We start from the raw sequence: 25,049 nt of genomic DNA, 5'->3' as shown, positions 1-25,049 counted from the left end.
CGCACGCACCGCCGCAATTAGTCACATGAACGGGCGGGAAGGGGGCGCCACCGGACCCCACGACCGGCGGCGCCCCGCTGTCTACCCGACCACGCGCACGTCGTCCGCCTTCACGAAGGCGACCCGGTGCCCGAACTGGATCTCGTAGTACATCTCCTTGCCCCGCACCACCTGGTGGCCGACCGTGTCGAACGTCGTCGCGTACAGGTACTCGCCCGGCACCCGGTCACCGACCACGTACTTCTGCCCGGCGAGCAGCTTGTACGGCAGCGGCGAGACCGCCTGCACCGGCACGCCCGCCGGATAGGCCGACGCCTCCGGGTAGGCCCTGCCGTACACGGGCACCTCGGCGAGACCGTCCCTCGGGGTCAGCACCGCCTCCCGCGCGGACACCGCCGTCGGCCGGGTGCGCGGGTTGTGGAACCAGGCCTTCTGGCCCAGATACCAGATCGCCGTCCACTCGCCCCGCCGCTCGGCCACCGCGTACTGCTGTCCGGTCGACGCGCGTGCCCCGGTGTCGTTCACCCCGGTCGTCGAGTCCTGGCCGCCCGGCCGCAGACCGATGTCCTTGACGAGCGGAGCGCTCTCGCTCGGCCCGGTGTGCAGCCGCACCGCACCCGAACCGTGCGGCGCGCACGCCTCCCCGGCCTTCGTGCAGCCGGTGTAGACCGGCTGGTGACGCGCGTAATCCGGGCGGATGGTGACCACGGACGCACGAGGGCCCGCCGCGGGGGTGAACGGCTTGCCGAGGAGCTTGAAGTAGTGGGCCCAGTCCCAGTACGGCCCCGGGTCGGTGTGCATCCCGCGGATCGTCGACGTCGTCGTACCCGGAACGTTGTCGTGACCCAGGATGTGCTGACGGTCCAACGGGATGTCGTACCGCTTGGCCAGGTACCTCACCAGCCGGGCCGAGGTCCGGTACATCGCCTCCGTGTACCAGGCGTCCGGCGACACCAGGAAGCCCTCGTGCTCCAGGCCCACCGACTTGGCGTTCACGAACCAGTTGCCGGCGTGCCAGGCGACGTCCTCGAGCGGGACGTGCTGGGCGATGTGGCCGTCCGACGAGCGCAGTGAGTACTGCCACGAAACGTACCGCGGGTTCTGCACCAGCTTGAGCGTGGTGTCCCAGGTGGCCTCGGTGTCGTGGACGATGATGTAGTCCACCGACTGCGACGCCGGCCGCTGCGCCTGGTCGTGGTTCCCGTAGTCGCCCTCGCCGAACTCCTCGTACGGCGCGGGGATCCACTCGCACGCCACCGTCGTCGGACACTCGGTCCGGCCCGTGTCGGCGGTGCGCAGCCCCAGTCGCCGCACCTGCGTCCGGTCCGGCGTCACCGCCGGATCCGCCTCCAGCGCGACCCGCTGGCCGCTGTCCGTCGTACGGGCCTGCCCCGTGCGGATGACGTCGAAGACATCGTCCGCGTACACCCTCGCCGTGGCCACGTCGTCCGCGCCGGAGTACCGGGCCACGGCGCCGTACCAGTCCGCCGGGTCGTCGCTCGGCGGCCCGCCCAGCTCCCGCTGCGCGGCGGCGAGCAGGGCCGCTCCGCCCCGCACATTGGCCGCCGCGCTGTCGCGCAACCGCTCCGAGTCGATGCCCGACACCTCGGCAGCACGCTCCAGCGTCCGCAGCCGGGGCGGCAGTTCCCCCGGCTCCGGCAGCGCCGCCTCCTCGACGACGCGCGCCGGGCGGGAGTCGTCGCCGCGGGCGTCCTCGGCGCCGTGCGAGTGGTGCGGCGCCTCGGCCAGCGCGGTCCGCGCGTCCGTCAGGTGCATCGGACCGTATCCGCCCGTGACGCTCGCCGCGCCGCCGTGCGCGTCCCAGCGGGACTGCAGATAGGCGACGCCGAGCAGCACACTCTCCGGCACCCGGTACTCGTCGGCCGCGGCGGAGAAGGCATGTTGCAGCGAACCGGCCGACGCCCGTTCGGCGGTCGCGGACGGACCGGCCGACACCAGCGGCAGCAACAGGGCGACACACGCCACGGCGCCACCGGCCGACAGCCGGCGTCGACGGGCGCTTCTCGGACGTGCGGGAGCTGATCCTTGCAATGCAGCCTCCAGTGACGGGTGATGCGCGACGGGGCCTGCGGGCCGGGACACGACCCATGGGTATCGGCTCCCGGACGATCCGTCAATCATGCTCCACGACACGGAATTCGCATGTCAGGGCGTGTTTCGGCGAGTTTCGCCGCCACAGGGCGCGGGCCTGCGGCGCGTCAGTGGTCCTTACCAATGGACGAGGGTGGCCGGTCGGCCTTCACCGCCAGGAGACAGGCGTCGTCGCCACGCGTCACACGGACGTACCCCGCCGCCGGCCGGTCCACCGTCTTCCGCGGACTCGGCACGGCACACGCCGTCAACGACCGCGTCAGCACGCCGATCCCGCCCGTGATGTCACCACCGCGTCGCTTCACCCCCCTCGGTGTACGGGAGCATCGTGAGTCGTGTCCGCGTCCCACCAGGCGCGTCCTCTGCCCGTGCCGAGTCCGGGCGCACACCCTGTCGGCAGTGACGATCCGTCCGGTCCGCCGACAGGCGCGGCGTTCGTATCCTGGTCGGTCCCGCCGCGCGCATCGGCCCGAAGACTCGCCGCCTGCCGACCCGGGTCGGCGCCGGAAGCACAACGCGCTGCGCACCCGGTGTGTCGGCACCGGGCACGCAGCGCGCTTCCCCCTCTGTGGCGGCCGTCAGCGAGTGCCGACCGCAGCGCGTACGGCCCTGCGGGCCATCGCGCAGTCGTCGTGCAGCCGTCGCAGCAGCAGCCGCTGTTCCTCACCGGCCGTCGGACCGCCGGCCTGCGCCTGGCCGCCCTGCACCGGCGACGCCTCGCGCATCGTCCGCTGCACCGCCGTCTCGTAGGTGCGGATCTCCCGTGTCAGCACCAGCATCAGATTCACCAGGAACGCGTCCCTGGCCGCCGTGCCCGACTGCTGGGCGAGCTGACTGATCTGACGCCGGGCCACCGGCGCGTCACCCAGAACCGCCCACAGCGTCGCCAGGTCGTAGCCCGGCAGATACCAGCCGGCGTGCTCCCAGTCGACCAGGACCGGGCCGGTGGGCGACAGCAGGATGTTCGACAGGAGGGCGTCACCGTGGCAGAACTGCCCCATGCCCTGCCTGCCGCCCGCCTGGGCCAGACCGTGCAGCAGCTTCTGCAGATCACCGAGGTCCCGATCCGTGAAAAGCCCCAGCTCGTGGTAACGCGAGATCCGCGAGCCGTAGTCCAGCGGGGCGTCGAACATCCCGGCCGGAGGACGCCAGCTGTTCAGCCGTGCCACCGCGCCCAGCACGGCGCGTACATCCGCACGGGGCGGGGCCTCCACCGGATGCCGGGTCAGCGCCGCGGGCCTTCCGGGCATCCGCTCGATCACCAGGGTGCAGTTCTCCGGGTCCGCCGCGATGAGCCGCGGAGCCCGCACCGGTGGGCGGTGCCGCACGAAGGCGCGGTAAGAAGCTATTTCGTGCCGCAGCCGCTCGGCCCATGCCGGCGAGTGGTCCAGTAAGCACTTGGCGACCGCAGTGGTGCGCCCCGTCGTTCCGACGATCAGTACGGATCGTCCGCTGCGCCGCAGCACCTGCACCGGATTGAACTCCGGGCAGATCCGGTGCACCGACGCGACAGCCTTGCGGAGCTGCGCGCCCTGAGGGCCGGACAAGTCGATTCTCCCGCTGAGGGGCTGACCGGGCGTCCCGGCCGGCCTGCGCGTCCGGCCGGAGCCGGAGGGGTCGAGATACGGTCCGGCGCCGGCCCGGAACGGGGTGCGCTGCTGCGGCCGGGGCGGGGCGGACACGGAGGACGATGCTGTGTACATGGGAGATACAGATCCCTTCGTGTGCCGACAGGTTGCGTACGCGGCCCCGCCCCATATGCCGAGGGAAACACCCTGGGGAATGTGCCCCGGCAGACGGGGCGAGGTGGCGCGTTCCTACCTGACACCGGGGCGCGGGTGGCACACCATCTGGCGAACCCTGGCGAACCCTGGCGAATACTCGCTCGCCCCATTGCCGCGGGCTACTGTCAACTCAGCCGAGAACCTGGGGGCTTGATGTGAGCAGAGAACCCAACACCCGCCTGTGCGACCTGTTCGGCCTGGCCGGATGGTCCAAAGGCGAGCTGGCAAGACTCGTGAACCGGCAGGCGGCGGCCATGGGCCATCCGCAGCTGGCGACCGACACCTCGCGGGTCCGGCGCTGGATCGACATGGGGGAGACCCCGCGTGATCCGGTGCCCAAGGTGCTGGCAGCTCTGTTCACCGAGCGACTCGGTCGTGTCGTGACCATCGAGGACCTCGGGTTCGCACGGAGCGGGCGAGCGGGTAAGCGGCGGGACGTCCAGGGCACCGACAACCCTGACGGTCTGCCCTGGGCGCCCGACCGTACGGCGGCGGTCCTCACCGAATTCACGGGAATGGACCTCATGCTCAACCGACGCGGCCTGGTGGGCGCGGGCGCGGCGCTCGCCGCGGGCTCAGCACTCAGCAGTGCCATGTACGACTGGCTCAAGACCGATCCGGCGATCTCCCAGGACGCCACCCGCACCTCCGATGTTCTGCACGCCGACCCCGCTGGGTACGACCGTTACGAGGCCGCCCCCATCGGGTCGCAGGAGATCGAGGCGCTGGAGCGTTCCGTCGAGGTGTTCCGCGCATGGGACGCCGCCCGTGGCGGCGGCCTGCAACGCAAGGCCGTTGTGGGACAGCTCAACGAGGTGGGCGGCATGCTCGCCTACCGTCACCCCGACCATCTCCAGCGGCGCCTGTGGGGTGTGGCCGCCAACCTGGCGGTCCTCGCGGGCTGGATGTCCCACGACATCGGCCTCGAACCCACCGCCCAGAAGTACTTCGTCATCGCGGCCCACGCGGCCAGGGAGGGCGGCGACCGTCCACGCGCCGGTGAGGCGCTGTCGCGTGCCGCGCGGCAGATGGTCCACCTGGGCCGTCCCGACGACGCGCTCGACCTGATGAAGCTCGCCAAGTCCGGTTCCGGGGAACAGACCCTGCCACGCACACGCGCGATGCTGCACACCATCGAGGCCTGGGCGCAGGCGGCCATGGGCCATGGGCAGGCCATGCGCCGCACTCTCGGTGAGGCCGAGGAACTCTTCGTCTCCGACCGGGGCGATGTGCCGCCGCCCAGTTGGATGCAGATGTTCGACGAGGCGGATCTCCACGGCATGCAGGCGCTCGCGTACCGCACGCTCGCCGACCACGACCCGTCGGCGGCCGGTGTGGCGCAGACTCACGCCAAGCAGGCCCTGCAGCTCCGTGAGGGCAGCCGGCAGCGCTCGAAGATCTTCGACTACATCTCGTTGGCCTCCGCGTGCTTCATCGCGGACGATCCGGAGCAGGCCGACCGCTACGCCCGGCTGGCGCTGGTGTCGATGGGGGAGACCTCGTCCCACCGGACCTGGGACAGGCTGCGGGAGATGTACCGCCTGACCGGACAGTACGCGGGATACGCGAAGATCGAGGACCTTCGTGAGGAGATCGAGACCGCTCTGCCGCGCGGACCCTTGCCGAGGCCGCGGAACGGGGCGATCTGACCGCCTTGCCCACGGCCGCCGGCGCCCAACGGGTGCCGGCAGCTATCCGACGACCCTGGCCACCATCACACAGGCGTCGCCCTCGCGCTCCTGCTGACCGAACTCCCCGACGATCGCACGGACGCAGTCCCGAGCGTTCCCCGCCCGGGCGAACCGCGCTGCCAACGCCGTCAGCCGGTCCGCCGCCGCGTCCGACGCGGCGCTCGTGCGGGTCAGCCCGTCGGTGTACAGCACCAGCAGATCTCCCGGCTGGAGGGCGACTTCGGCCTGCTCGTACACCGCCCCGCCGGTCGCACCGAGCAGTACGCCGTCCGGCGCCGCCAACGCGTGTCCCGTCCCGTCGCGGAAGAGCAGGGGGGCGGGGTGCCCTGCCTGCGCCCACGAGAGGGTCCGGGTCGAGGGCGCGTAGCTGCAGCACACCGCGCTGCCCAGAGCGGGCTGTGCGGAGGTGTCGAGAAGCTGGTTGAGGTGAGTCATCAGCGGCCCCGGCCGAATGCCGGCCACCGCCATGCCGCGCAGCGCGCCCAGCAGCATCGTCATGGCGGACGTGGCGCTCACTCCGTGACCGGTCAGTTCGCCGACGCTCAAGAGCGTCTCACCCGACGGGAGTTGCATCGCGTCGTACCACTCGCCACCGAGGAGGGCACCGTTGGCGGAGGGCAGACAGTGCACCGCGACGTCGAGGGATCCCGTGCCCGTGGTCGCGAACCCGGTGCGCGGCGGCAGCACCGCCTCCTGCATCTCGGCCGCGAGCCGGCGCTCCGTCTGCTCCATGTGCTGCTGCCGCTGAAGCCAGTCCCGGGTCTCTCGTACGGCCCGCTGGGTCCGGCGCAGTTCGCTGACGTCGCGCAGGACCGCCCACATGGACGCGGTGCAGCCGTCCGCGTCGAGCACCGGCTCGCCCATCATATGCACCGTACGCACCCGGCCGTCGGGCCGTACGAGGCGGAACTCGCCGTCGATGGGGCGTCCGTCGACGAGGCAGTCCGTCACCATGGCGGTCAGCACCGGCTGGTCCTCGGCGAACACCACGGACGGCAACTCGTCCAGTGACATGGGGCCGCTGCCGGGATCACGGCCCAGGATCCGGTACAGCTCGTCGGACCAGTTCACCTCGTTGGTGAGGAGGTTCCACTCGGCGCTGCCGACCCGGCTGAGCAGCGATCCGGTGCCCGCGCCGTCCGCCTCGTACCCGGCGAGTTCGTCGGCGAACGCCTCGGCCGCCTCGGGAGGAAGCCCTTCCTTCAGCTGGCCCAAGTGCGCGCCCAGATCGTCCAGGTGATGGAGTGCCAGGTCGCACAGGGCGCGCTGCCAGCGGCCCCGCGGGTCGTCCTCCGTCGATGCCCCGTCCGGGCGCACCGCATCGACGTCTCCGCGAAGTCTGCGCGTCCGGGTGATCAGCGCGTCTACTGTTCCGCGCTCGGGCGGATGAGCGGGGCGGTCCGCGAACACATGGGACGGCATGTCGTACTCCGATACAGGCGGGCCACGGCCAGGGTCTGGAACAGGGACCGATTACGACTGTTGCACAGGGAACGAGGGGCCGTAAGCCATTTGGCAACACTCGATCCGGTGGTGCCTCTGTCATATGTCATAGGCTTTCAGGACCTTGCCGGCTGACGGACCGGGGGCCGGCACCGTAGGGGGCCCCGATGAGACCTGCACCGCGAACTGTACTGCGGACCGACGCGAGTGGTGGTACGCCCGCCCTGGTGATGCGGCCATGGCGCGAGGCGGACGGGCCGGCGCTGCTCGAGGTGTACGACGGCGATCCGCTGCTGCGCAGGTTCACCAGGGTGCCCGTGGACAGCGACGAGGACGCGACGCGCTGGCTCGAGGTGCGCCGGCAGGGCTGGGCCGACGGGAGTTACCTGGGCTTCGCCGCGTTCGAAGCGGAGCACGACGGCAGCGAAGGGCCGCTCGTGGGCAACGTCGTGCTCAAGCGGCCGGAGCCGGACGGCCCGGCGGCCGAGGTCGGCTACTGGACCGCTGCCCGCGCACGCGGCAGGGGTATCGCCCCGAAGGCCGTGGAGGCACTCACGGTGTGGGCCTTCGAGTCGTACGCGGCACACGGGTTGGAGCGCCTGGAACTGCTGCACCAGGTGGACAACCTGGCCTCCTGCCGGGTGGCCCGGAAATGCGGATACCTCTACGAGGCGACCCTTCCCGCGTGCCCTCCGTTCCCTCTCGACGGGCATCTCCACGTCCGCCGGAGTTCCTGAACCCCGTCCCCCGGAGCCCGTGAACCGCGTCCGCCGGAGCCCCTGAACCGGGGACGCCGGCCTCTGAAACGGGGGCGCGTGCGACGTGATCCGGCGGGGGCCCGCAGGCCTCGCGGCCCGATGCCGGGGCGTTGTCAGTGGTGGGCGGCAGTATGGGGCCATGACGACTTCACCTGCCGTTTCCGTCGAGCCTGCCGCTGTTCTCGCCGATCCCGCCGCGTACGCCGGGGCGGTCGAGACCGCGACCCGTGCCGCTGCCGCGTACTACGGGTCTGGCGAGAGCGCCCTGGACGACGACGCGTACGACCGCCTGGTGCGCGGTATCGCCGCGTACGAACGGGAGCACCCCGAGGAGATCTCACCTGCGTCCCCGACCGGAAAGGTCGCGGGCGGCGCCGTGGTCGGGGACGTGCCCCACACCGTGCCGATGCTCTCGTTGGACAACGTCTTCTCGGCCGAGCAGCTCGTCGCCTGGACCGCCTCGGTGGAGCGGCGGATCGGCAGGCCCGTCGAGGAGTGGAGCGTCGAGCCGAAGCTGGACGGCCTCGCCGTCGCCGCTCGGTACGAACAGGGGCGGCTCACCCGGCTGATCACCCGCGGGGACGGCACAGCGGGCGAGGACGTGTCCCACGCGATCGGCACGATCACCGGCCTGCCGGGACGGCTCACCGAGCCCGTCACGATCGAGATCCGTGGCGAAGTGCTCATGACCGGCGCACAGTTCGAGCAGGCGAACACCGTGCGCACCGAGCACGGCGGCGCGCCCTTCGCCAACCCGCGCAACGGCGCGGCGGGCACCCTGCGGGCCAAGGACCGTGCCTACACCGTGGAGATGACCTTCTTCGGGTACGGAGCGCTGGCACTTCCCGCGTCCGCCCCGGAGCTCACCACCGGACTCGCCGAGTGGTCGCACGCCCACGTCATGCGGTACGTCGCCGGGCTCGGCGTGCACACCGCGGACGCCACCGCGGTCGCCCCCCGCACCCTCACCACGACCGACGCGATACAGGCCCGCATCGCCGAGATCGCCGCCGCGCGCCCCGACCTGCCGTTCGGGATCGACGGGATCGTGATCAAGGCCGACAGCGCGGCCGACCAGACGGCGGCGGGCTACGGCACCCGCGCGCCGAGGTGGGCCGTCGCCTACAAGCTTCCCGCCGTCGAGAAGGTCACCACGCTGATCGGCGTCGAGTGGAACGTGGGCCGCACGGGCATCATCGCCCCGCGCGCGGTGCTCGAGCCGGTGGAGATCGACGGGTCGACCGTCACCTACGCGACCCTGCACAACCCGGCCGACATCACCCGCCGCGATCTGCGCACGGGCGACCGGGTCATGGTCCACAAGGCGGGAGACATCATCCCCCGCATCGAGGCACCCGTCGTCCATCTGCGCACGGGCGACGAGCGGCCCGTCGTCTTCCCCGAGGCCTGCCCGCAGTGCGGCTCCGGCATCGACACCTCCGAGCAGCGGTGGCGATGCGTGCGCGGACGCGACTGCCACGCCGTCGCCTCCGTCTCCTACGCGGCGGGCAGGGACCAGCTCGACATCGAAGGGCTCGGCACCACTCGCGTCGTCCAACTCGTCGAGGCCGGTCTGGTCAAGGACTTCGCCGACCTGTTCACGCTCACCCGGGAGCAGCTGCTCCAGCTGGAGCGGATGGGGGAGACCAGCACGGACAATCTGCTGGCCGCGATCGCCGCCGCCAAGAACCGCCCGCTGTCGAGGGTGTTCTGCGCCCTCGGCGTGCGCGGTACGGGCCGCTCCATGTCACGCCGCGTGGCCCGGCACTTCGCCGCGATGGAACACATACGGGCGGCGGACACGGAAGCCCTGCAGCAGGTCGACGGCATCGGCGTGGAGAAGGCCGCCATGGTCGTGGCGGAGCTCTCGGAGCTCGCGCCGCTCATCGACCGGCTGGTCGCCGCGGGCGTCAACATGACCGAGCCGGGCGCGACCCCGCCCGTCCCGCAGGGTGACGCGGACGCGACGGGGGAGGCGGGGAAGGAGGACGGAGCGGCCCCGCGGGCCGAGGCGGCAGCCGGCCCCCTCCACGGGATGACCGTCGTCGTCACCGGCGCGATGACGGGTGCCCTGGAGAAGCTCAGCCGCAACCAGATGAACGAGCTCATCGAGCGCGCGGGAGGGAAGTCGTCCTCGAGCGTGTCGAAGCGCACCTCTCTCCTGGTCGCGGGGGAGGGCGCCGGCTCCAAGCGGGACAAGGCGGAGCAGCTGGGGACCCGGATCGCCGCACCGGACGAGTTCGCCACGATGGTGGGCGACTTCCTGGACACGGCTGTCTGAGAGGCGGGCAGGCCGGGCCCGCGCACGGGCCCGGACCGTCCTCTCTCCGGTGCCGGTGCCGGTGCCGGTGCCGGGTCCGTCCGGCCTGGCCGCTCTCCTTCAGGGGGCCGGGCCCGCGCACGCCCCGGCGCCTCCCTTTCCGGTTCCGGCTCCGGACCGGAATAGTCTGTCCTGGTGACCACCCCCGACCTGCTGACGCGTGCCCTGCAGGACCCCGGCGTCCCGCCGCTGCGGCCCCTGCCGCCCCGGGCGGCAGAACTGCTGCGTCTGCTGGACGCCCCGCCACGTCTGGCGGCGCATCTGCGTGCCGTCCACGACGTCGCCCACCAGCTCGCCGACTGGCTCGACACCCACCACCCGCGTCTGCGCTACGACAGGGATGCCGTTCTTTTCGGGGCCGCCCTGCAAGATGTGGGAAAGGTGGTGCACACCGATGAGCTCTCCGGCGCGGGCAGCCGGCACGAGGAGACCGGGCGTCGTCTGCTGCTGGACCACGGCATCGCCCCGGAACTGGCCCGTTTCGCGGCGACCCACGCGAGCTGGTCGCAGCCCTCGGCGGAGACTGGTGTCGAGGACCTGGTGGTCAGCGTCGCCGACAAGGTGTGGAAGAACAAGCGGGTGCCCGACCTGGAGGACCTGCTGGTGGCGAGGCTGGCGGCAGCCAGTGGCAGGGAGGCGTGGGAGGAGTTCGTCGCGCTGGACGACCTCCTCACCCGCGTCGGCGAAGGCGCCGACGCACGGCTCCGGTTCCAGTCGTCCTACCCGGCCGCGGCGCAGCCGGCCAGAGGCGGCCCCGGGATCCGCCGTGCCACCGCCCGGGACGCCAAGCGGCTCACCCGGCTGTTGCGCGGCTCCGGCGCCTACCGGGGCCACTACGCCCCGATGGTCGACGGGTACCGCGTGGGCCCCGACTACATCGAGGCCCACGAGGTGTTCGTCGCCACCGACGGAGGCGACAGGGTGCTCGGCTTCTACGCCCTGGTCCTGTCTCCGCCCGAACTGGACCTGATGTTCGTGGCCGACGAGGCTCAGGGGCTGGGCATCGGCCGGCTGCTGGTCGGGCACCTGACCGGCCGGGCCCGCGAGGCCGGCGTCGACGCCGTCCGTATCGTCGCGCACCCGCCCGCCGAGGGGTTCTACCTGAGCGTGGGAGCCCGGCGGACCGGCACCGCGCGGGCCCGGCCGCCCGCCGTGATGTGGGACCGTCCGGAGCTGCTGCTCCCGATCCCCTGAATGCTGCCGCGATCAGTCGAGGACCCGCGCCCGGAGCCGGCCGATCGTGCTCCGGTCCAGACCGAGGTGCCCGGTGACGTACCCGTGTACGGAGCCGTACCCGGTCGCCAGGTCGGCCAGGAAGAGCCGCATGACGTCCTCGGGCGCCCTTCCGTAGCCCGGCCAGTTCAGGGTCCGGCCCGGGTGGGCGGCCTGCCAGTCGGCCCGGAGACGTTCCGTGGCGAGTTCGGTGAGCGCGAAGTCCGCGGCGATGTCGTCCTCCGGGACACCCGCGATCGACAGGACGAGTCCGGCGAGCAGCCCGGTCCGGTCCTTCCCGGACGCGCAGTGGAATACCAGCGGACCGTCGCTCCCGGCGATCACTTCGAGTGCCTGGCGGAGCTCCTTGGCCCCGTCCAGGGCGACTTCGGCATAACGGTCGGCGAGGTGACGCCACGGGTCGACGTCCGGTGAGATCTCGGCCTGGTCGTAGGGCCGGTGCTCCACACTGAGGTTGAAGTAGTCGAGGCCCTCGCTGTGCGGCACTCGGCCCTTGGCCTCGATCTCCCACGGATAGCGCAGATCGATGACGGTACGGATGCCCAGCGCCAGAAACCGGTCCAGGTCCGCGCCCCACAGCTTCCCGAGCGAGTCGGAGCGGTACAGCGTCCCCCACCGTACGACGCGGCCTTCCGAGGTGCGATAACCGCCCAGGTCACGGAAGTTGTGCAGCCGTTCGAACGTCACATGTCTGTCCATGCCGGTCACTCTATGTTTCTGCCGCCCCCTGGGCGTGGCGGTCGGTGCCGCGTCCGAGATACGTGACACCGGCCGTGCCGGGCACTTCGATCTTGTGGAATCCGAGCCGGTCGTAGAAAGCCCGCGCGCCGGTGTTGGCATTGACCATGCACAGGTGCACCCGCGCCACACCCCTGTCGTGCAGGGCGTCGAGAAGCGTGCCCATCAACTGCCTTCCGTGGCCGCGTCCCTGATGCCCGGGCAGCAGGTCGATGTGCAGATGAGCGGGGTAGTCGGCGGTCTCGGCCGTGAGCATGTGCTCGGGGTCGTGGAGCAGCGCCGTCATGTCGTCGCTCCGTGTGCGCCGCTTCTCGGGGGCGGGGAACCGGTCGCGCACCAGCGGCAGCCACTCCTCGCGGAACGCCTTGACGAAGCGCGGCGTGTCCGCGGTGCCCAGGACGTAACCGACCGCCCGGCCCTCGCCGTTGTCGAGGACGAACGCGAGCTCCGGCTCCAGACGCAGATAGGGGGCGGCGAAGAGGCTCGGCATCAGTTCGGGGTCCGGGTAGATGTCGCGTGCGTCCCCGCCGGCATGGGCTGTGCGCACGCAGATGTCGAAGACCGCGGCACGGTCGGTGGGGCGGTAGGGGCGCACATGGGGCATCCGGCCATTGTCCCGATTCTGGGAGCGCTCCCGCAACGCCTTTCCCGTGTGGACGCCGGAAGAGCGGCCGCCCCTGCTCCGCGAGCTCCGCAGGCTCGGTGCACTGTTTGCGGCGTAATGTGGCATATGCGGGCCGGCCCCGCCGGCGCGCCGCAGCAGCCCGGCGGAAGGAGCGGTCATGCCGAGTCCCGAAGCGCCACAGCGGACGGCGCCGGACCCCACCGGTCGGGAGGCGTTCGCCGGAGAAGTGGTCGACGTTCTGAACAAGGGCGCGCTGGCACTGCTCACCAGCGTCGGCCATCAGACGGGCCTGTTCGACACCCTTGCCGGCCTGCCGCCCTCGACCAGCACCGACATCGCCAAGTACGCGGATCTCGACGAGCGTTACGTGCGCGAATGGCTGGGCGGCATGGTCGTCGGTGGCTTCGTCGTGTACGAGCCGGAGGGGGAGACCTACACGCTGCCGCCCGAGCACGCCGCCTCGCTGGTCACAGCCGCGGGCCCGGACAACCTGGCCGGCCTGATGCAGTACATAGCGCTGATGGGGGAGGTGGAGCAGCAGGTCGTGCGCTGCTTCCGTGAGGGCGGGGGAGTGCCCTACTCCGCCTATCCGAGGTTCCAGGCCCTGCAGGCGCAGGAGACGGCCCGCGTCTACGACCAGGCGCTCGTGGACACCATCGTTCCCCTCGTACCCGGCCTGTCCCAACGGCTCCGCGACGGCCTCGACGTCCTCGACGTGGGCACCGGGCAGGGGCACGCTCCGGTCGTCCTGGCGCATCGGTTCCCGCACAGCCGCTTCCACGGCCTCGACCAGTCGGAGGCCGGTGTCGAGGCGGGACGCGCGGAGGCGGCCCGGCTGGGACTCCGCAACGCGCACTACACGGTCGGCGACTCGACGGAGATCAACGGTGAGTTCGATCTGATCACCGCGTTCGACGTGATCCACGACCTGGCGAGACCGGCGGAGACCCTGACGGCGATCGCGAGGGCCCTGCGGAGCGACGGCACGTTCCTCATGGGCGACATTGCCGCGTCGAGCAGGCTGGAGAAGAACATCGGCCACCCCTTCGGGCCCGCGCTCTTCGGCTTCTCCGTCTTCTACTGCATGACGACGTCGCTCGGCACCGGGGGAGCGGGGCTCGGCACCGTCTGGGGCCAGGAGACAGCCGTGCGCATGCTCGAGGATGCCGGATTCACCGGTGTCGACATCCGCACGGTGGAGGGCGACCCCCTCAACGTCTACTACGTCGCGACCAAGAGCTGAGGGCGCGAGCGCAGCCGTGCCCCGGTACGCGCCGCCGCGCGCACCGGGGCACCGAGCCAACCGGATCGCCTGCCCTGCGGGATCGTCAGTCCGCCATCAGGCGGCGGGCGGCGGTCCGGGCTGAGCCAGCGTCAGACTGACCCTGTTCCCCTCCCCCGGAATGATCAGATTGATCAGCGGGGTGACGAGCAGGCAGTGTTCGAACTTGGGAATCGTGTACGTCCCGGAGAGCGTCCCGCCCTTCAGCGCGTTGAAGCCCGGCTCCGACGTCAGATTGAGTTCGGCGGGCACCTCGGTCTGGCACGAACTCCCCACCGGAGTGGGAATTCCGGCGACCTTGAGGTCCTTGAGCCGCAGGGTGAGTTTCGTGGTGCTCTTCACAGCCCCGGTCTTCAGGTCGATCGTGCCGACCGTCGGCTCCGTCTCGATGAACTCCGTGGTCACGCTCACCGGTATCGCGCCCAGCATCTTGAACGAACCCGGCGCGGGCGGAAGCTTGGTGTTGGCCAGCAGCGTCCCCGCCCTGAGGTCCGCGGTCACCTCCAGCACGCCCGGCCCCAGTGCCAGGTCGGACCCGGTGCCCTCGAGATGCGTGCTGCCGGCCAGTGGGTAGTCGAGGCGGATCGGGACCGCATGGGCGGACCCCGACGTGGCGGCGACCAGACCCACTCCGGCGGCGAGGGCCACGGCCCCGCGCAGGGCGGCTCTTCGGCCTCGGAACGGCGCGGACTTCAGACGCTTCATCACGGCTCCAGGATTCGGCTCTGCGGGCACAGCGCACAGAGGCGGGGAAAGCGGAAAAGGGGACGGTGCGGTGATTGCCGGCGCCGGGGACGGGCGCTCGGAACCAGGTGAGGAAAGTGCGTGGGGACGTACGTGGGAGAAGTGCCCCGGGGGTGTCCGCGCGAATACGGACCGGCCTCTCGGCGCGACCCCGGGCCGTTGCGCGAGAGAGACGTTACGGACGAGTAACCCGGCGGGCAAGAGCGGCATTTCAAAAACCCCCGGCCAGGCCCGCGGCCGCCCGTTTCTTGTCGTCCGCTCAGCAGGCGCCCACGTTTTCCTGTCCGCGGATGAGCGCGGCGCGCCGGCGCCGTACTGCCCGGCGGCCGCGCGGCCTCACACGTCGTCCACGCCCGGCAGCGGTCCGGCCGGCAGCGGCTGCTCGGTCCAGATGACCTTGCCGTCGGCCGTGTACCGCGTTCCCCAGCGTTCGGCGAACTGCGCGACGAGGAAAAGCCCGCGGCCCCCCTCGTCCATGGTGGTCGCCTGCCTCAGATGCGGCGAGGTGCTGCTGTGGTCGGAGACCTCGCAGATCAGCGTGCGGTCCCGGATGAGCCGGACGCGGATCGGCCCGGCGGCGTAGCGGATGGCGTTGGTGACCAGCTCGCTCAGAATGAGCTCGGTGGTGAAGGCCTCCTCGTCCAGACCCCACTCGGCGAGTCTGTCGGCCACCGCCGCCCTTACCCGCGAGACCGCCGACGGATCCGACGGCACGTCCCACTCCGCGACACGGCCGGAGTTCAGCACCCGCGTACGTCCCACGAGCAGGGCGATGTCGTCGCGCGGGCGCGCCGGCACCAAGGCGCCCAGCACCGTCTCGCAGGTCGTCTCCGGATCCTGCCCCGCGTGATCGGCCAGTGTGCGGCGCAGCAGTTCCAGTCCCTCGTCGATCTCCCGCTCCCGGTCCTCCACCAGCCCGTCGGTGTAGAGCACCAGACGGCTGTTCTCGGGAAGGCGCAGCTCCAGCGTCTCGAACGGCAGACCGCCGAGCCCCAGCGGCGGCCCGCCCGGCACATCCGCGAACTCGGCCGTACCGTCCGGATGGACGACCACGGGCTGCAGATGCCCGGCCCGCGCCATGCTGCAGGTTCCCGTCACGGCGTCGTAGATCGCGTAGATGCAGGTCGCGCCGGTGACCCCGGCGTCGGCGCCGTCGTCGGACTCGTCCTGGTCGATGCGGGCCACCAGTTCGTCCAGATGGAACATCAGCTCGTCGGGCGGGAGGTCCAGACTGGAGAAGTTGTGGACCGCCGTACGCAGCCGGCCCATGGTCGCCGCCGCGTGGAGCCCGTGGCCCACGACATCCCCCACGACGAGGGCCACCCGCGCGCCCGGCAGCGGAATGATGTCGAACCAGTCGCCCCCCACACCACCGAGCCCGCCCAGGCCGGCCAGCGCCGGCCGGTAGCGGTAGGCCACGTCGAGGGCGTTCTGCTCCGGCAGGACCCGCGGCAGCAGACTGCGCTGCAGTGTGACCGCCATCGTGTGCTCCCGCGAGTAGCGGCGGGCGTTGTCGACGCTGACCGCCGCACGGGCGACCAGTTCCTCCGCGAGCGAGAGGTCCTCCTCCTCGAACGGCTCCGGCTTCTGCGCACGCCAGAACATCGCGACGCCGAGGATCACCCCCCGTGCCCTCAGCGGCACCGCGATCATCGAGTGGATGCCGCTCTCGAGCAGCATGCGGGCCCGGGTCGGGTCCTGCTCCCGCCAGCCGGACAGAGCGGCCAGATCCGCCTGCAGCACCGCCTCGCCCTTGCCGAGCCCGGTACCCATCGGCGTGGTGGGAAGGAAGCGGATCACATGCCCCAGCGGGTACAGCGCCGTGTCCTGCGGTCCGCTGAACGCCGTGCGCCGCATGTCGACGTCCGCGCCGGTCGCGGTCGGCTCCTCGCCGCGCAGCACGGCCTCCACCAGGTCCACGGTGGCGAAGTCGGCGAACCGTGTCGCCGCGAAGCCGGCGAGTTCCTCACAGGTGCGCACCACGTCGAGGGTGGTGCCGATCTCCGTACCCGCGTCGTAGAGCAGCTTGAGCCGTCCCCTTGCCACATCGACGCGGCCGGTCAGCGCCTGCAGCTCCGTGGTGTCGCGCAGTGTCGCGACGGAGCCGGGCGGCCCGCCGTGCTGGTCCGTCGAGCGCTGGTTGACGGCGAGCAGGCGGTCACCTACGGGGAAGATCTCGTCGCTCACGATCCTGCCCGAGGACAGCAGGTGACCGGTCAGCGGATCCAGCCCCAGATCCGTGACCGCGGCGCCGTCCACGTCCGGCGGGAGTCCGAGGAGTCTGCGTGCCTCGTCGTTGGCGAGGAGGAGCCGGCCGTCGCCGCTCACGATGATGACCCCCTCGCGCACGGCGTGCAGAACCGCGTCGTGGTGTTCGTACATCCGGGTCATCTCGGCCGGGTCGAGCCCGTGCGTCTGGCGCCGCAGCCGTCTGCTCACCAGTGCCGTGCCGACCGTCGCCAGGAGCAGTACACCGCCCGTGGCCCCGAAGAGCAGCGGGAACTGCTCCTCCACGACCCCGCTCACCCGTTCGATGGTGATGCCGGCGGAGACCATGCCGATCACGGTTCCGCGGCTGTCGGTGACGGGGACGATGGCCTGGACGAGCGGCCCGATGGTGCCGGTGATCCGCTCGGTGAAGACCTCGCCGTTCCGCGCGTGGCTGAGGTCGCCGACGAACTTCTTGCCGATACGGTCCGTCAGCGGGTGGGTGTAGCGGATGCCCTCGGTGTTCAGCACGACGATGAAGTCGACGCGGGAACGTTCGCGGGCCGCCTCCGCCTTCGGCTGGAGCACCGCGGTGGGGTCCCGGCTCGCGAGGGCCTCCTCCATGCCGGGGGAGTTGGCGAAGGTCTCGGCAACGGCGACCGACCGGTTACGGGCCTCGCGTTCACTGCCCGCGCGGGACTGGACCACCAGTGCCGTCATGGCCGCCGCGACGAGCAACACCACGATCGCCACCTGCAGGAGAAAGACCTGACCTGCGACAGTTCGCATCCTCAGAACCGAGCGCGGGCGGCCGTAGCGTCCGGCCATAAGCTCTTTCTACACCTCCGCCATGAGCTGGGCGAACCGCGCAGACAGGGGCGTGGACGATCGTACGGACCACCCTGCCGCGGGTCGCTCAAGCATGCCAACGCGGGTCGCCGTCCCCAAGCTCTTTGCGGAATTCGGTGGATCGGATTGGTGGAACACCACGGCCGAGGGCGGGACGAGATCACCGGGCCCGGCCCGCGGCGCGACATGAAGCACCGTCAGCGGCCGTCGGTCGGTGGCCGCCGCTCAGCGTCCGTCGGCATGGCCCTGTAGAACGGCCACGACCTCCTCGTCACCGACCTGGTCGAACTCCTCGTACCACTGCCCCACCGCATGGAACGCCGACGGCCGGTGCGGGCACAGCAGCCGGTCCGCCTCGGCGGCCAGCGCCTCCGCCGCCTCCGGGGAGCCCACCGGCACAGCCAGCACGACCTGCCCCGGCCCCATGGTCCGCACAGCACGCAGTGCTGCACGCGCCGTGACGCCGGTGGCCAGCCCGTCGTCCACGACCACCACCGTCCGGCCCTTCACGTCGGGGGCCGGGCGTCCGGCCCGATAGAGGGCCTCGCGGCGGTGCATCTCCGTACGCTCCCTGGCGACGGCGGGGCTCAGCCTGTCGGCCGTCAGGTCCAGGAAGGCGAGGGCGCGCTCGTCGAAGATGGGCGGACCCTCGCCCGCCAGTGCGCCGACCCCGACCTCCGGGTTGAAGGGAGCGCCGATCTTCCGGGCCACGATGATGTCCAGCGGCGCGCCGAGTGCCCTGGCGATCTCGTCGCCGACCGGCACACCGCCGCGCGGCAGCGCCAATACGAACGGATCGTCCAGCGTGCCCTCGTCCCGGCTCTCGAGGAGCAGGCCCGCGAGTTCACGCCCGGCCTCCCGGCGATCGTGGAAAAGCATCCTGTCTCCCTTCCGTCGCGGGCCGAAGCGCCTTCAGGGCCGCAGCCCTTCGGGGCCGGTCGTCCTTCCGGCCGGTCGTCCTTTCGGCCCGGCAGTGATCATGGGCCCGGCAGTGATCCTGGGCCCGGCGGTGCTCATCAGCCCGGCAAGGGTTCGAACGAGAGGCCCTGGTGCGCGACCGGCAATGTTTGCCCGTGGAGGAGCGTCGTCCAGTGCGTGCGATCGCAAGGCGGCCGGAAGTCCTCGTAGCGGAGCTACCAGGGCTTTTGGCCGACGGTGGGGGCACCTCCCATGCCCGAAGGGCTATGGGGGAGAGGGTGCGTGCTGGGCGGCGCGACAGGGCAGAGCTTGCCGTGAGGGGCACTAGCCGCCGCCCAGTTCGTCGTCGTCCGTGACGTGCATGGCGGCCTCCTCGGCCGAGGCGGCGCCGCCGTCGATGCCGACGTCACGGGCCACCACGTCGCTGGGACGCCGCGGGGCGGAATCGTCGACCGGCGCGAGGCGGCCGGCGCGTACCTCGCCGGCCTCCTTGTCGACCGGCTCACCGTTGCCGCCCTCGAGATCCCCGATGCCGTCGCCGCGGGGCCCCTCCACATCGGGGGTCTCCTGCGCCAGACGCTGCTCGAGGCTCTCGCCGCGCTGCTGTTCCTCGCCCGTGGTGCCGTACTTTCCGACACCGAGCGGACGCTCCGGTGGCGAGTAGCCCTCCGCCATCGTGTCGTCGAGACCGCGCTCGTCGATGGCGTTCTCCATGTCGAGGTCGCCGCTCGGGCGGTTCTGCACGTCGGAGTTCTCCGGCTGGTAGACACTGTCGCCCCGCGCCTGCTCACGCTGAGCTGCTTCGTCGGACATGGCGTGTTCCCTCTCTGCGCCGTACTCGAAGACGGATGGGCCGGCGCGTTCCACCGCGGGCGGTCCGGGCGTGGCCACTGCTCAAAGAATCATGATCAGTGCGTAGGCCAGGAAGAACGCGGCGAAGAGCACCACGACAAGGCCGATGGCGATCATCGGGCCCTTGGCCCAGCCACGCGTCTGATCGCCGCGCGGGCCGGTCTCGGACCCGGTGCTCTCCTCGCCGGGGGGCGTCTCGCCCGGCGGCACCCCGCCGCCGGGGCGGCCACCGGGGGTGTTCCGCGGGTCGGGGTCGGAGATGTGACTGTTCATACCGGGCGGGTGCCCGAAATCGCCCGAATCAACAGTTCGGATTTCGCGCCCTCGCGCGGGGGTGCCGGGCGCGGGCTCCCCGTCCAGCTACCCGGCCTTCAGCGGGTCGTGCCCCAGGGTCATCAGCCGGTGCCGCCTGGCAGTGTCCTCGGTGGTCACCGCCGCCCCCTGCTCGTGCTCCTGCTGCGACTCGACCGTCTCCACCACCTTGTACATCACCCTCACGTCGTCGTCCGTGAGGTCCGTACGGCGCTTCTGCAGGATCGCCAGGACGTGCCGGCCCGTCGGCGAACCGGCTTGGTCGGGCAGTGATTCGGTCTCCTCACCGGCGTCCCGGGTCTGGAGCCAGGCGCTCAGTTCCTGCGATGTCATGTTGACGACGCGGTGGAACTCGTCCCAGAGCGCGTCGAGCTCGAGGGCGTTCGTCATGGTGGCCTCCCTGCGTACACATGGGTCGCACTTGCCCCCGGTGCGCCACGGGCGTGGCCCACCGGCCCGGCACGACTGCCGCCGGTCCGCCCGGGTACCCGGAGGGCGCGGCCACGAATCCGCCCGGAGCGGGAGGCGACGACGGTGACCACCGGCGAGGACAGGGAAGCGGGACAGGGCTACGACGCCGAGCCCTTCCTCCCGAGCCGCGGCGGCCTGCCGGCGCTGCGGCGCGCCGCGGCCGAGTGCCAGGGCTGCCCGCTGTTCCGGGATGCCACACAGACCGTGTTCGGTGCGGGCACGTCCTCGGCACGCGTCGTGGTCCTGGGGGAGCAGCCCGGTGACCAGGAGGACCGGCGTGGTGAGCCGTTCGTCGGCCCGGCGGGCAGGCTGCTGCGCGACGCACTCCGGGAGGCGGACATCGACGAGAAGACCGCCTACTTCACCAATGCCGTCAAACATTTCAAGTTCGAACCCGCGGCGCGGGGGAAACGCCGCATCCACAAACCGCCGAGCCTGCGGGAGACGGCCGCGTGCCGACCCTGGCTGGCCGCCGAACTGCGCAGGATCGAGCCCGAACTGGTGCTCGCGCTCGGCGCCACGGCGGGCAAGGCGATGTTCGGCGGTTCGTTCCGGGTCTCCGAGCAGCGCGGCCTGCTGCTCCCGATGCCCGCATGGGACGCCCTCGGCCGCACCGACGTGTCCGACGTGTCCGGCGACGGTGGGGTGCCCTTGCGAGAGGCCGCCGCCCACGGCTGTGTGGTGGGCACGATCCATCCGTCGGCGGTCCTGCGCGCGGACGACCGCGAGGCGGCGTACCGGGGGCTGGTCTCCGACCTGCGGGTCGCGGCCGACGTGCTCGCGGCCTGACCGAACGCCTGACCTGGTCCCTTCCGGTCTTCCCGGCCCCGCGACGGGGCTTCCGGCCTTCCGGTGGACCGATACGATCATGGACGTCGGCGATCGACGAGGCCGACGGCTCCCGTCGTTGATCCGTGAGGAATGAGCATGACCGCCGGCGCCGCGCAGCAGACCACCGACGCGGCCAGGAAGGTCACCGACGTCCTCCAGCCCCGCAACGTCCTGCTCCTCGGCATGCTCGGCATCGGACTCGCCTCGGCCGGCGACTGGACAGGGGTGCCCTGGGGCCTGCTGGGCGCGCTCTGCGCCGGTGTCGTCCCCGCTGCCTACATAGAGTGGGAGCGCCGGCGCGGCACCTGGGGCGACCGGCATGTCGTGGACCGGCGGCGGCGCGCTCCGATCTTCCTCGTGATCCTCGGGTCCATCGGCTTCGGCACTCTGGTGATGGTCCTCGGGAACGCTCCCGTCGGCATTCTGGTGGCGATGACCGCCCTGTGGGCGATGACCGTCGTGCTCCTCGCCGTGAACACCGCCTGGAAGATCAGTGTCGACTCGGCCGTGGCCTCCGCCGTCACGGCACTGCTCGCGGCGGTCCACTCGCCGTGGTGGACCGCCGCGTACGCACTCGTGGTGGCGGTGTGCTGGTCCCGTGTCGCGCTGGGGTACCACTCGGTCGCCCAGACCGTCGCGGGTGCCGGACTGGGCGCGGTCACCCCGGTGGCGTTCCTGTTCGTGTGATGCGCCCGCCCGTCCGGCCCCACCGTGCCCCCGTCCGGCTTCACGAGGCCGGCTTCACGAGGCCGCCCTCACGACGCCGCGCTCACAGGGCCGGTGAGAAGAGGTTTCCCCGCCCGGCCCTCTCGACGGCCCGCCGGGTCTCCTGCGAGATCAGATCGGCGTTGAGCGCCACCGCGGCGCGAACACCCGCGGCGGCGGCACCGATCACCTGCTCGGAGACGTTCGCGACGTTCCCCGCCACCCATACGCCGGGGACCGAGGTGGCACCGGAGGAGTCGGCGGCGATGCGGGTCCCGATCACGAGGCCGTTCATCTCCTGCTCGCTCACCGCGAGGCCCAGCCCGGCGAGGAAGGCGGCCCGGGCGGTGAAGCGGGGAGCGACGACCAGCACCTGGCGGGGGATCAGCTGCCCGCTCTCCAGGACGACACCGCTGAGCCGGTCGTCCGTCGCCTCCACGGAGACGACCCGCCCGTCGACCACGGCGATCCCGCGGGCGGCCAGTTGCTCGTACTCCGCCTCACCGGGCTCGGGACCGGTGTGCAGGAAGAGCGTGACGTCTTCGCTCCACTGCCGCCACATCAGGGCCTGGTGTACGGACAACGGGCCGGTGGCCAGCACACCGATGGCCTGGTCGCGCACCTCCCAGCCGTGACAGTAGGGGCAGTGCAGCACGTCACGCCCCCACCGCAGGGCCAGCCCCGGCACGGGGGGCAGTTCGTCGACGAGCCCGGTCGTCACGAGCAGACGGTCCGCCTCCACCGCGGCTCCGCCGGCGAGCACCAGACGGAACCGTCCGTCCAGGAGACGTTCGGCGCTCTCGACACTTCCGCGGACGAACTCACCGCCGTAACCGCTCACTTCCGCGCGGCCCTTGGCCAGCAGCTGTGACGGGGTCACGCCTTCCTGGGTGAGGTACGTGTGGACGTGGCCGGCCGGAGCGTTGCGCGGCCGGCCCGAGTCGACGACCAGTACCGAGCGGCGCGCCCGGGTGAGGGCGAGCGCTCCGCTCAGGCCCGCGGCACCACCTCCGACGACCACGACCTCGTATCGCCGGCGCGCGGGTGTCCCCGCGGCGGACCGGATCGGTTCTGCCTCTGTATATGTGGACATGTGGTGTACCTCCGTTCTCCGGAGATACTGCGACCACACTCCACGATTTCGCAAAAACAATTGCTGGAATGGCAAGCTGCTCCGGAGTGGACAGTCAGTCCTCGCGCGGCAGCAGGGGTCCCAGCGGACCGAGGTCGATGTTGAGATCACCCGGCTCCAGACCGAACTTGTCCCGCAGCACGTCCATCCGGTCCTCCAGCAGCATCAGCGTCATGCCGATGCGCTCCTCCTGGTCCTCGGTGAGCTCCCCGGTGTCCACACGCCGCAGCGCCTGCCGCTCCATGAGCTGCCGCAACAGCTCCACCACTGTCAGGACGAGCCGTGCGAGGTCACGCTCCACGGTGTCCGGGTCGAGCTCCATCCGGCGCTGCGTCGGTGTCCCGCTCATCCGTGTTCTCCTTCGTCCTGCTCCACTGACGGCCAGGGCGACGGCACCCGCGGGCCGACCGAACTGATCAGGGCCCGCAGATCGATCCGCACGAGGTCCACGTCGGCGATCCGCAGCGTGACGTCGCCGGCGACGACCACACCACCGGCGAGCAGCCGGTCCAGCAGATCGACGAGGGCCAGCTCCCGGTGGGCGAGCGGTGAGGTGTCGTCGGCCGCCGTCATGCACAGCCCCGCTCCTCACCGGCGCCCGAGAGATCCGCGCCGGCGTCCGAGAGGCCTTCACCAGTGCCTGAGAGGCCTTCACCGGTGTCCGAGAGGCCTTCACCTCCGCCCGGGAGATCCGCGAACGAGTACGGCGCCCAGGGCCCGGTCAGCTCCACACGGACGCCCTCCTCCTGCGGAGTCAGCCGCTCGACCAGCTCCACGAACGCCTCGCTCTCCTCGAGGCTCACGAGGAACGCGACGTTGAGCACGTTCACACCGTCCGCACGCGCCAGTTGTCCGCTCTGCGGACGGTGCGGCCAATGTGCCTCGGCCCGTTGCGCGAGCTCCGTGTGCAGCCTGCGGGCGAGGGCGTCGGCGTGCGCCCGATTCTGTTCGCCGGATCTGCGGCTCCGCAGCCGCCGTCGCAGGTAGTCGCGGCCCGACGACGATGCTTCCCGCTCGGTACGACCCGCCTGCGGGCCATCATCCGGCGAAGACTCCGGCCGGGCCGTCGCGTACAGCTTCACGCCCCACTCGACACGCCCCTCCAGTCTGCCGAGATTCGCCGCGAAGCGGGCGTACCCGTCGTCGAGCAGACGGCGGACCCCGCTCTCGCCCCGGCATACGGTGGCCAGCCGCAGCGGCACCACGCCCGTGATGCCGCTGACGGTCCGCACCACCGACTCATGGGCACGAGCGGTGCCGGCCAGCCAGTCGAGGTCCTCCAGGCATCCGCGCAGCGGGGCCTCTTCGAACTCCTCCGCCGGTACCTGGCTCACGACCGCCGAGAGACCACGCAGCTCGACCGCCTCGACCGGTGCCCCGCCGATCCCCTCCGTCCCGGCGGGCACACCGTCGAGGGGAGCACGGGTCACCGCGTACACGTACAGCAGATCACTCATGAGCGTTTCCCGTCCCCCGGCCGTCGACGGCGGGTGACGCGACCGCCTGCAGCTCCGCGACCCGCCGTTCCAACTCGGCGTTCTTCTCCTCGAGTTCCCTCCGGCGCGCGCCGGAGGAGAGCCCGGGGTCGTGCTCCCACCAGTCGATCCCCATTTCCCTGGCCTTGTCGACGGAGGCGACGATCAGCCGCAGTTTGATGGTGAGCAGCTCGATGTCGAGAAGGTTGATGCGAATGTCACCCGCGATGACGATGCCCTTGTCGAGGACCCGTTCGAGGATGTCCGCGAGATCGGTTCCACCGCCGCCGGAGTCGTAGGGGCTCGGGAACCGGCCCGGTGCCGTCGTCATCAGCGTCCGCCCTTCGTCGCCAACCGGTCCAGGAGCTCGTCCTCGCGCCGGTCGAACTCGGTCTCGTCGATCTCACCGGCCTCGAACAGCTCGACGAGCTCGGCGAGTTCACGCTGCACGACGGCGGGGTCGTAGTACTGCCGCTCCGCCTCGGCCACCACCTGTCGCAGCACCCAGGAGGTGCCGCGGACCGGTGCGACAGGCAGCAGCAGCAGTTCTCCCAGCAGGCCCATGT

Annotated in this window: 24 protein-coding genes; 7 read left to right on the top strand and 17 right to left on the bottom strand. The window is 71.4% G+C overall.

Going from position 1 to position 25,049, the window contains the following annotated elements:
• Window positions 1–81: 81 nt before the first annotated feature.
• A complete protein-coding gene (locus ACFYV1_RS27505) occupies window positions 82–2,052 on the bottom strand; it encodes an N-acetylmuramoyl-L-alanine amidase (RefSeq protein WP_389398282.1) in 1,971 nt (656 codons plus the stop codon).
• A 638-nt stretch (window positions 2,053–2,690) separates the two neighbouring features.
• Window positions 2,691–3,815, bottom strand: coding sequence for an aminoglycoside phosphotransferase family protein (locus ACFYV1_RS27500; protein ID WP_389398281.1), 1,125 nt, complete (start codon window positions 3,813–3,815; stop codon window positions 2,691–2,693).
• 236 nt (window positions 3,816–4,051) lie between these two features.
• Here ACFYV1_RS27500 and ACFYV1_RS27495 point away from each other — a divergent pair, with 236 nt between their 5' ends.
• Window positions 4,052–5,545 (top strand): hypothetical protein, encoded by a 1,494-nt coding sequence (locus tag ACFYV1_RS27495; protein ID WP_389398280.1) that lies wholly within the window; start codon window positions 4,052–4,054, stop codon window positions 5,543–5,545.
• Between the two features lie 42 nt (window positions 5,546–5,587).
• On the opposite strand, the gene ACFYV1_RS27490 is transcribed toward ACFYV1_RS27495, so the two are convergent.
• A complete protein-coding gene (locus ACFYV1_RS27490) occupies window positions 5,588–7,009 on the bottom strand; it encodes a PP2C family protein-serine/threonine phosphatase (RefSeq protein ID WP_389398279.1) in 1,422 nt (473 codons plus the stop codon).
• Window positions 7,010–7,197: 188 nt separating this feature from the next.
• Between ACFYV1_RS27490 and ACFYV1_RS27485 the strand changes: the two genes are divergently transcribed.
• The 3 genes from ACFYV1_RS27485 (at window position 7,198) to ACFYV1_RS27475 (ending at window position 11,302) form a co-directional block, all read left to right on the top strand.
• Entirely contained in the window at window positions 7,198–7,767 is a 570-nt protein-coding gene (locus ACFYV1_RS27485; protein WP_389398278.1) for a GNAT family N-acetyltransferase, read from the top strand.
• 160 nt (window positions 7,768–7,927) lie between these two features.
• A complete protein-coding gene (gene ligA / locus ACFYV1_RS27480; protein ID WP_389398277.1) occupies window positions 7,928–10,069 on the top strand; it encodes an NAD-dependent DNA ligase LigA in 2,142 nt (713 codons plus the stop codon).
• 798 nt (window positions 10,070–10,867) lie between these two features.
• On the top strand, window positions 10,868–11,302 hold the full coding sequence (locus tag ACFYV1_RS27475; protein WP_389398477.1) for a GNAT family N-acetyltransferase: 435 nt from the start codon (window positions 10,868–10,870) through the stop codon (window positions 11,300–11,302).
• A gap of 12 nt (window positions 11,303–11,314) precedes the next feature.
• Here the strand turns inward: ACFYV1_RS27475 and ACFYV1_RS27470 are convergent, their stop codons facing one another.
• A complete protein-coding gene (locus ACFYV1_RS27470) occupies window positions 11,315–12,040 on the bottom strand; it encodes a tyrosine-protein phosphatase (protein ID WP_389398276.1) in 726 nt (241 codons plus the stop codon).
• A 10-nt stretch (window positions 12,041–12,050) separates the two neighbouring features.
• On the bottom strand, window positions 12,051–12,683 hold the full coding sequence (locus ACFYV1_RS27465) for a GNAT family N-acetyltransferase (RefSeq protein ID WP_389398275.1): 633 nt from the start codon (window positions 12,681–12,683) through the stop codon (window positions 12,051–12,053).
• A gap of 178 nt (window positions 12,684–12,861) precedes the next feature.
• Here ACFYV1_RS27465 and ACFYV1_RS27460 point away from each other — a divergent pair, with 178 nt between their 5' ends.
• A complete protein-coding gene (locus ACFYV1_RS27460) occupies window positions 12,862–13,947 on the top strand; it encodes a class I SAM-dependent methyltransferase (protein WP_389398274.1) in 1,086 nt (361 codons plus the stop codon).
• Window positions 13,948–14,043: 96 nt separating this feature from the next.
• Here the strand turns inward: ACFYV1_RS27460 and ACFYV1_RS27455 are convergent, their stop codons facing one another.
• The 6 genes from ACFYV1_RS27455 to ACFYV1_RS27430 form a co-directional block, all read right to left on the bottom strand.
• Window positions 14,044–14,691, bottom strand: coding sequence for a hypothetical protein (locus ACFYV1_RS27455; protein WP_389398273.1), 648 nt, complete (start codon window positions 14,689–14,691; stop codon window positions 14,044–14,046).
• Window positions 14,692–15,066: 375 nt separating this feature from the next.
• Window positions 15,067–17,766: a SpoIIE family protein phosphatase gene (locus ACFYV1_RS27450; RefSeq protein WP_389398272.1), complete on the bottom strand. Its 2,700-nt coding sequence runs from the start codon at window positions 17,764–17,766 to the stop codon at window positions 15,067–15,069.
• 246 nt (window positions 17,767–18,012) lie between these two features.
• Entirely contained in the window at window positions 18,013–18,666 is a 654-nt protein-coding gene (locus ACFYV1_RS27445; RefSeq protein WP_389398271.1) for a phosphoribosyltransferase, read from the bottom strand.
• A gap of 363 nt (window positions 18,667–19,029) precedes the next feature.
• Window positions 19,030–19,518 carry a DUF5709 domain-containing protein gene (locus tag ACFYV1_RS27440; protein WP_389398270.1) on the bottom strand — a complete coding sequence of 163 codons (489 nt, stop codon included), beginning with the start codon at window positions 19,516–19,518 and terminating at the stop codon, window positions 19,030–19,032.
• Between the two features lie 81 nt (window positions 19,519–19,599).
• Window positions 19,600–19,830 (bottom strand): DUF6480 family protein, encoded by a 231-nt coding sequence (locus tag ACFYV1_RS27435; protein WP_389398269.1) that lies wholly within the window; start codon window positions 19,828–19,830, stop codon window positions 19,600–19,602.
• A gap of 87 nt (window positions 19,831–19,917) precedes the next feature.
• Window positions 19,918–20,259 (bottom strand): DUF3140 domain-containing protein, encoded by a 342-nt coding sequence (locus ACFYV1_RS27430; protein WP_389398268.1) that lies wholly within the window; start codon window positions 20,257–20,259, stop codon window positions 19,918–19,920.
• Between the two features lie 144 nt (window positions 20,260–20,403).
• On the opposite strand from ACFYV1_RS27430, the gene ACFYV1_RS27425 reads away from it, so the two are divergent.
• Together ACFYV1_RS27425 and ACFYV1_RS27420 are read left to right on the top strand one after the other, a co-directional pair.
• Window positions 20,404–21,129: a UdgX family uracil-DNA binding protein gene (locus ACFYV1_RS27425; RefSeq protein WP_389398267.1), complete on the top strand. Its 726-nt coding sequence runs from the start codon at window positions 20,404–20,406 to the stop codon at window positions 21,127–21,129.
• Between the two features lie 138 nt (window positions 21,130–21,267).
• Entirely contained in the window at window positions 21,268–21,858 is a 591-nt protein-coding gene (locus ACFYV1_RS27420) for a hypothetical protein (protein ID WP_389398266.1), read from the top strand.
• 82 nt (window positions 21,859–21,940) lie between these two features.
• Here the strand turns inward: ACFYV1_RS27420 and ACFYV1_RS27415 are convergent, their stop codons facing one another.
• From ACFYV1_RS27415 to ACFYV1_RS27390, 6 genes are all read right to left on the bottom strand, one after another.
• Entirely contained in the window at window positions 21,941–22,969 is a 1,029-nt protein-coding gene (locus ACFYV1_RS27415) for an NAD(P)/FAD-dependent oxidoreductase (protein ID WP_389398265.1), read from the bottom strand.
• A gap of 94 nt (window positions 22,970–23,063) precedes the next feature.
• Window positions 23,064–23,357: a gas vesicle protein K gene (locus ACFYV1_RS27410; RefSeq protein ID WP_389398264.1), complete on the bottom strand. Its 294-nt coding sequence runs from the start codon at window positions 23,355–23,357 to the stop codon at window positions 23,064–23,066.
• Window positions 23,354–23,581, bottom strand: coding sequence for a gas vesicle protein (locus ACFYV1_RS27405; RefSeq protein WP_389398263.1), 228 nt, complete (start codon window positions 23,579–23,581; stop codon window positions 23,354–23,356). The genes ACFYV1_RS27410 and ACFYV1_RS27405 overlap by 4 nt, the downstream gene beginning before the upstream one ends.
• On the bottom strand, window positions 23,578–24,465 hold the full coding sequence (locus tag ACFYV1_RS27400; protein WP_389398262.1) for a GvpL/GvpF family gas vesicle protein: 888 nt from the start codon (window positions 24,463–24,465) through the stop codon (window positions 23,578–23,580). The genes ACFYV1_RS27405 and ACFYV1_RS27400 overlap by 4 nt, the downstream gene beginning before the upstream one ends.
• Entirely contained in the window at window positions 24,458–24,814 is a 357-nt protein-coding gene (locus ACFYV1_RS27395) for a gas vesicle protein (RefSeq protein ID WP_389398261.1), read from the bottom strand. The genes ACFYV1_RS27400 and ACFYV1_RS27395 overlap by 8 nt, the downstream gene beginning before the upstream one ends.
• Entirely contained in the window at window positions 24,814–25,047 is a 234-nt protein-coding gene (locus ACFYV1_RS27390) for a gas vesicle protein GvpG (RefSeq protein WP_389398260.1), read from the bottom strand. Before ACFYV1_RS27390 ends, ACFYV1_RS27395 begins: the two co-directional genes overlap by 1 nt.
• Between the last annotated feature and the right edge of the window lie 2 nt (window positions 25,048–25,049).

Origin of the sequence: Streptomyces sp. NPDC003023 (genome assembly GCF_042888225.1) — a bacterium.
In the GTDB taxonomy this organism is placed as follows: domain Bacteria; phylum Actinomycetota; class Actinomycetes; order Streptomycetales; family Streptomycetaceae; genus Streptomyces.
The sequence above is the reverse complement of the archived record's forward strand: the minus strand, read 5'-3'. Positions and strand labels throughout refer to the sequence as shown.

What these genes read in the sequence shown, in the direction of transcription:
- ACFYV1_RS27445 (WP_389398271.1), bottom strand. Translation starts at nt 18,666, where the DNA reads ATGCTTTTCCACGATCGCCGGGAGGCCGGGCGTGAACTCGCGGGCCTG.
- ACFYV1_RS27405 (WP_389398263.1), bottom strand. Translation starts at nt 23,581, where the DNA reads ATGACGGCGGCCGACGACACCTCACCGCTCGCCCACCGGGAGCTGGCC.
- ACFYV1_RS27430 (WP_389398268.1), bottom strand. Translation starts at nt 20,259, where the DNA reads ATGACGAACGCCCTCGAGCTCGACGCGCTCTGGGACGAGTTCCACCGC.
- ACFYV1_RS27440 (WP_389398270.1), bottom strand. Translation starts at nt 19,518, where the DNA reads ATGTCCGACGAAGCAGCTCAGCGTGAGCAGGCGCGGGGCGACAGTGTC.
- ACFYV1_RS27410 (WP_389398264.1), bottom strand. Translation starts at nt 23,357, where the DNA reads ATGAGCGGGACACCGACGCAGCGCCGGATGGAGCTCGACCCGGACACC.
- ACFYV1_RS27465 (WP_389398275.1), bottom strand. Translation starts at nt 12,683, where the DNA reads ATGCCCCATGTGCGCCCCTACCGCCCCACCGACCGTGCCGCGGTCTTC.
- ACFYV1_RS27455 (WP_389398273.1), bottom strand. Translation starts at nt 14,691, where the DNA reads ATGAAGCGTCTGAAGTCCGCGCCGTTCCGAGGCCGAAGAGCCGCCCTG.
- ACFYV1_RS27460 (WP_389398274.1), top strand. Translation starts at nt 12,862, where the DNA reads ATGCCGAGTCCCGAAGCGCCACAGCGGACGGCGCCGGACCCCACCGGT.
- ACFYV1_RS27485 (WP_389398278.1), top strand. Translation starts at nt 7,198, where the DNA reads ATGAGACCTGCACCGCGAACTGTACTGCGGACCGACGCGAGTGGTGGT.
- ACFYV1_RS27420 (WP_389398266.1), top strand. Translation starts at nt 21,268, where the DNA reads ATGACCGCCGGCGCCGCGCAGCAGACCACCGACGCGGCCAGGAAGGTC.
- ACFYV1_RS27435 (WP_389398269.1), bottom strand. Translation starts at nt 19,830, where the DNA reads ATGAACAGTCACATCTCCGACCCCGACCCGCGGAACACCCCCGGTGGC.
- ACFYV1_RS27470 (WP_389398276.1), bottom strand. Translation starts at nt 12,040, where the DNA reads ATGGACAGACATGTGACGTTCGAACGGCTGCACAACTTCCGTGACCTG.
- ACFYV1_RS27415 (WP_389398265.1), bottom strand. Translation starts at nt 22,969, where the DNA reads ATGTCCACATATACAGAGGCAGAACCGATCCGGTCCGCCGCGGGGACA.
- ACFYV1_RS27490 (WP_389398279.1), bottom strand. Translation starts at nt 7,009, where the DNA reads ATGCCGTCCCATGTGTTCGCGGACCGCCCCGCTCATCCGCCCGAGCGC.
- ACFYV1_RS27395 (WP_389398261.1), bottom strand. Translation starts at nt 24,814, where the DNA reads ATGACGACGGCACCGGGCCGGTTCCCGAGCCCCTACGACTCCGGCGGC.
- ACFYV1_RS27390 (WP_389398260.1), bottom strand. Translation starts at nt 25,047, where the DNA reads ATGGGCCTGCTGGGAGAACTGCTGCTGCTGCCTGTCGCACCGGTCCGC.
- ACFYV1_RS27500 (WP_389398281.1), bottom strand. Translation starts at nt 3,815, where the DNA reads ATGTACACAGCATCGTCCTCCGTGTCCGCCCCGCCCCGGCCGCAGCAG.
- ligA (WP_389398277.1), top strand. Translation starts at nt 7,928, where the DNA reads ATGACGACTTCACCTGCCGTTTCCGTCGAGCCTGCCGCTGTTCTCGCC.
- ACFYV1_RS27450 (WP_389398272.1), bottom strand. Translation starts at nt 17,766, where the DNA reads ATGGCCGGACGCTACGGCCGCCCGCGCTCGGTTCTGAGGATGCGAACT.
- ACFYV1_RS27400 (WP_389398262.1), bottom strand. Translation starts at nt 24,465, where the DNA reads ATGAGTGATCTGCTGTACGTGTACGCGGTGACCCGTGCTCCCCTCGAC.